Source organism: Caldisericota bacterium, from assembly GCA_034717215.1.
Classification (GTDB): domain Bacteria; phylum Caldisericota; class Caldisericia; order Caldisericales; family Caldisericaceae; genus UBA646.
In genome coordinates, this window is record JAYELD010000150.1 from 1 (window position 1) to 4937 (window position 4937).

The 4937-nt window shown below is 30.1% G+C and carries 6 protein-coding genes; all 6 read right to left on the bottom strand.

All coding sequences use genetic code 11. From position 1 onward, the window contains the following. Positions 1-89 precede the first annotated feature (89 nt). Complete coding sequence (locus U9Q18_06265; protein ID MEA3313961.1) at positions 90-284, bottom strand: hypothetical protein; 195 nt, start codon at positions 282-284, stop codon at positions 90-92. Between the two features lie 25 nt (positions 285-309). Continuing rightward, positions 310-465 carry a hypothetical protein gene (locus tag U9Q18_06270; protein ID MEA3313962.1) on the bottom strand — a complete coding sequence of 52 codons (156 nt, stop codon included), beginning with the start codon at positions 463-465 and terminating at the stop codon, positions 310-312. A gap of 134 nt (positions 466-599) precedes the next feature. After that, positions 600-3083 (bottom strand): hypothetical protein, encoded by a 2484-nt coding sequence (locus tag U9Q18_06275; GenBank protein ID MEA3313963.1) that lies wholly within the window; start codon positions 3081-3083, stop codon positions 600-602. Positions 3084-3164: 81 nt separating this feature from the next. After that, positions 3165-3383, bottom strand: coding sequence for a hypothetical protein (locus tag U9Q18_06280; GenBank protein MEA3313964.1), 219 nt, complete (start codon positions 3381-3383; stop codon positions 3165-3167). Positions 3384-3424: 41 nt separating this feature from the next. Further along, the gene (locus tag U9Q18_06285) at positions 3425-4156 is read right to left on the bottom strand and encodes a hypothetical protein (protein ID MEA3313965.1); all 732 of its coding nucleotides are present in this window, start codon (positions 4154-4156) and stop codon (positions 3425-3427) included. Between the two features lie 107 nt (positions 4157-4263). Next, the coding region (locus U9Q18_06290) for a hypothetical protein (GenBank protein MEA3313966.1) at positions 4264-4937 on the bottom strand (674 nt) is incomplete at its 5' end.

The window sequence follows — 4937 nt, forward strand, 5'->3', positions numbered from 1 at the left end:
TCTGTCAAGCACCACACTTCCTCCTATCATTGACTAAATTGTATTTAGACCAGACATCAACCTTGCTCTAGTGTCAAGAATAAATACCCCTATTCTCTTTTCTTAAATATTTTATCTGCTTTATTTATTCCGGCTACGAACTTCTCCCATTCATCGAACTTAAAAGCACAGCTGGCAGATACATCAGCAGAAGCAATAAAAATACCTACTTCATCTTCCTCCATCTCTACACCTATAGTTAAGAATTCTCCTATTTTAGTCTCTTTCAAAAGAACCTTTTTCATTATTAAGCCTCCTTTTATCTTTTATTTACCAGGGGAATTTCCAGACTTTTTTGATTATTTTTTTACCTATGTATTTATTCTTGGCTCTACGGGCTATCTTTTTGGGATCACCACTGGAGAGTTTTTCCACATCATTTGCTAAACGAGCGAGCTTATAAAGAAAACTAACTGATTTGCTCATCTTTAATACCTCCAAGATAATATTACAAATTAAGATTAGAATTGGGATTAATCTTGATTGTTGTCAAATTGTATTTAATTCCTTTAACTAAATCCTACAAACTAAAATTATTAAGCATTTTTCCTTTAATTTTTTTATTCTGGGTCGAATGAATGAAGCCAGTATAATTCTCCCAATTGTGTTTTACTACTTAATGGAAAATCATATGCTAAAAACTTTGGATGAGAAGAAAAAGAAGGTAATTTCAAATTAAAATAAAAACTTTTGCATTTAGTCTCATCAGATATTATTTTAAAAAATGCTCTGGTAGTAAATATATTCTTATATTTATCTTTACTTGTATATAACAATGAAACATTTTCCCCTTTTATTGTATTTCCTGCTTCATCTTCAGAAGAAAACTTTTCAAAACTTTGAAGCCTAACTTCTACAACTATTTTTCCATCATCATCTGGATTATCAAGAATTACTTCCGCTTTTTGAGTATGTCCTGAAATATAGTCTTCAGTTTTTAAGCTTCCCGCTGACCACCATGGAGAGCATACAAATTCTTTTTCTGTTCTTTCTTCGGGATCCCAGCTATCTAAAAGCAAGATTGAATTAGGATCAAGCCCGAACCCATAAGATTTCCAGAATTCAAAGAAACCTTTATGATTTTTCCCGGTCACAACAGAAATTGCATCGATTATGTCTTTCTGAGTAAATCTTTCCTTATTTACATTTTCTAAATAATATTTAAAGTCTATTAATGCATCTCTTCTATATCTTAATATATTGTGAGGATATGTGGCATAATGAGGCCATTCATTATCTTTGGCAGAAACAATATCAAGAAAGACTAAAAATAACAGCTTATCTCCCCAAAAATACTCATCTGCCATCCAAGTAACGTAATCTCCAAAACAAGGCAAGAGATCTGTAAAATCTTCCCTTTTAAAACTTTTTGTTTTTATTAGTTTTGATAAATAACCACTATTGGATTTACCAACCACTTTTTTAAAAGCGCTTATAATTTGCTTCTCTTCCATCTCTTCGGGTTTATGGTTTTCTTTTACCGAATCCCAAAGTTCTTTAACAAAATCATTCAAATTTTTCTTATTGCCAGTCACTTCTTTTATATATTTATCCAACAAAAATACTTTCATTGCTGCAATATTATATTTTATATGGTACTGATTATCTTTGATTCCAAAATTATTGCCTCTTTCATTCAACGCAAAAAATTCAAATAACTTTCCTTTATAACGATCATCTCCATAAATAATTGATGGAATAGTCTGCTCAAAAAAAGTAGGTAACCCTTCACTTAAAAAATGGCTCATAGGTAAAGTTAGCTTACTTTGTGAAAGAAAAAAACTATATTGGTGAAAAATATGATGACAGACCTCTGGGTCTGAATATTTCGGCCATATTTGCATATAATGAAACCAATCCATATTAGTTCCTACTTGAGGTATGACATTAGTAAAAAGAACAATATGTTTAGGTAACGGCTCTATCACTACTTCCCGATAATATTTTGCAAATTTTTCAGTCATTTCCATATATTCTTTCGCCTGTTCCCATGGTGTATTCCCATAAGAAGGAAGCCAAGCTGCAGCAACAACGTCTCTATCAAACCAGATATAAATATATTTATCTCCCCATTCTGTATCATGGGTTAAAGAAAAAATAACATCTCCACCAGTAAAATATTCTTTTTGAAAATCATATACAATGTTTCCCCATAAATCTGGCACAGCAATAAATTTCCCATCTTCCTTAGGAAGGGAAGAAAATATCTGTGTGTCTCCCGGCAATGAAAAATCAACAGTGATTTTAGAAGGTAAAGAATCGGCATTCGGCAAAATAAATACATCCCCAGCAACAAAAAATATTCTTTTTGCCCTAAATACAACAAATTTAGTATCAGGCTCTCCCATACCGGAAAAACCGGAAGACCGTCCAAAATTTAACCCATCAACAAAATATCTTATGGTAAAATTTGAATTCTTTCCATTTTGTACTACAATTGTTCTGCCATCACTCCATTTATATTTCAATGACTTTCCATCTATTGATTTTATATCTATATTCTTAAAAACATCTTTTAAATCCTCTATAGCCCCCAGATTACCTCCGGATACTCCAAATTTGAATTCACTTATCTGAAAAGGACTATTTTTTACTTCAACTTTAATCTCAGGATAATCTTCTTTTTTTAATGAAAGATGGTAATTAATCTGATAATCTTTCATTGATTCTTCCAGCCGTGCAGGTGAAAATTCTTCAATTTCTTCTTTCCCAATTTCACTTTCAGTATCCTGAACAATATTCCCCTTCTTTATTTTTTCCAGTATATCCTTGGAAAACCCATTACCGTATACTTCTTTTGCATAATTCTTTTGTTCTTCTCCCGGTAAATTTTGCAATAAGTCAATGAATTCTTTCTCGTACTCATCTAGCTCTCCGAGAGAAGAAAGATAAATATTAAATATTACTGGAAATTTTCCTTTGATATAATCTTTTACATTGATTGTCTCTGAAGCGAAAACAAAAAATGTATTAAGGACTACTATGCAAAACAACATAAATGTAATTAAAAATAAATTCAAAAATGATTTATTTAAAATTTTCATTCCCTTTTTCCTCCTATTTATATTTTATAAAAGGGGTATCGATAATAAACCTTTATCATTCTGTTAAAGGACCGTTTCTTGTCACTCCTCATGCTTTTTAATCCTTTTTCTTATCCACTGCCAATCGGGGTTTCCGTAATTAAAAAATGTTTTGAAATTGTCTTTCAGCCATTCATAATAGTCATCTTCAACATACTTGCAGAAAGTCTCTACAAGTGTTTCTTTGAAAATATCATCGGGTATTTCCACTTCTCCAAGTTCTTCATCCAAAAATTCCTTTACAGCTCTTCTGTCAAGCACCACACTTCCTCCTATTATTGAGTAACCTTTCCCCTAATATCTTACAAGTCCAATATAATAACTACAGGGTTATGATCACTGTATTTTCGAACTTTGTTATTATCTACAACTTCGCAGCTTATTAATTTTTTTGAGATCGATTTACTAACAAAAAAGTAGTCATTTTGCCATTTTACTTTGCTTTTTTGGTGTCTGAGAGTTTGAACGGGATATTCTTTATTTGATAATTTAAAACAATCATTCAAATTGAAATTTTCTAGCCTATTAAAAAAAATCTTATGAGAATCATTCTTTTGTATTGGGTCTAATTGTACGCTGGCATTTAAATCTCCACCCAAAACGATATTCCTTTTACCGTCTAGATGACCGTTAAATATACAGGTTAAATCTGAAAGCATTCTATGAAGATTTGTTATGGAATAACCTTTTGTAGGACCATTACTTTCCATGAGTCCATACAATGAGATAAAAGTTAATTTTTTATTCCCTATGTTAGTATTAGCAATTGAAAAAGCACCTTTGAATTCTGTTTTTATAATTTCCTTAGTTAATTTGTATTTTTTACTATATATGCCTGAACCCCAAGGACGATTGCCGCCAATCTCACTCCAGACAAGATGTTCCTCATCATTTTCAATGACTCTTGAAGGTTTAGCTTCTTGAAAAAGAATAATATCTGCGTCAATTTCTTTGAGATAGTAATCCCATGCTTCTTCAAAATATTCTTTATATTGCCAATAAGCCATATTCCAGGTTACTATTTTTATTTTCATAATATATCTCCGGTGATATCAAAGTTAGCAAATTATTGACTTGGCGCACCTTCCCTATTTATTCTAATTTATTCTAGAAAAAACTATATTAATTTTTTATGATTACCTTAATTTTTTTTCTTTAATTCATAATAATCATTAATCTCTTTTCTTTGAATGCAAAAATCATAAATGAATTCATAAAAATCGTTATATTTTTCCTTGTCTTTTATTAAATTTCTATTATGCATGATTGCATTTCTACAATCTAATATTTTATTTAGCTTACGTTCGTAATCTTTTTTTGTGCTATAACAACTAATTTCACTATATAACTTTGTTTTACATAAAACTTCTTTTAACTGAGTTATCGTTGTGCATTCCAATAGGGAAAGTTCAATTCCCTTAGCTTTATTTGCAACAAAAATACCCCCAATTTTTTGCAGACTTTCATCAGATAAATATTTTATCCATTCATCCTTTTTGTATCTTAATTCGATAATACTCCTCAAAAGTTTTTCAAAATCAGATATAAAAATATACAAATATGAATATAATGAAGAATTATTTAAATCAGCGTAGGTTATTAAACCTTTAAAACTACCTTTATCATAGACAAATACATAAGGAAGTTCTTTAAATTTATCAATAATTTCAGGTATTTGTGCGTTAATGTTAATTTTTTCTTTTTTGGGAATAGTATTTATAATTTCGCTTATATTTTCACAATTTTCCATATCCTTTGATTTTATATATGATAATTCATTGTTCTTTCTTTTTACCAAAACAATATCATAATTCT

Excerpts from the sequence above, each read along its gene's own strand:
- U9Q18_06265 (MEA3313961.1), bottom strand. The coding sequence starts at position 284 with ATGAAAAAGGTTCTTTTGAAAGAGACTAAAATAGGAGAATTCTTAACT.
- U9Q18_06270 (MEA3313962.1), bottom strand. The coding sequence starts at position 465 with ATGAGCAAATCAGTTAGTTTTCTTTATAAGCTCGCTCGTTTAGCAAAT.
- U9Q18_06275 (MEA3313963.1), bottom strand. The coding sequence starts at position 3,083 with ATGAAAATTTTAAATAAATCATTTTTGAATTTATTTTTAATTACATTT.
- U9Q18_06285 (MEA3313965.1), bottom strand. The coding sequence starts at position 4,156 with ATGAAAATAAAAATAGTAACCTGGAATATGGCTTATTGGCAATATAAA.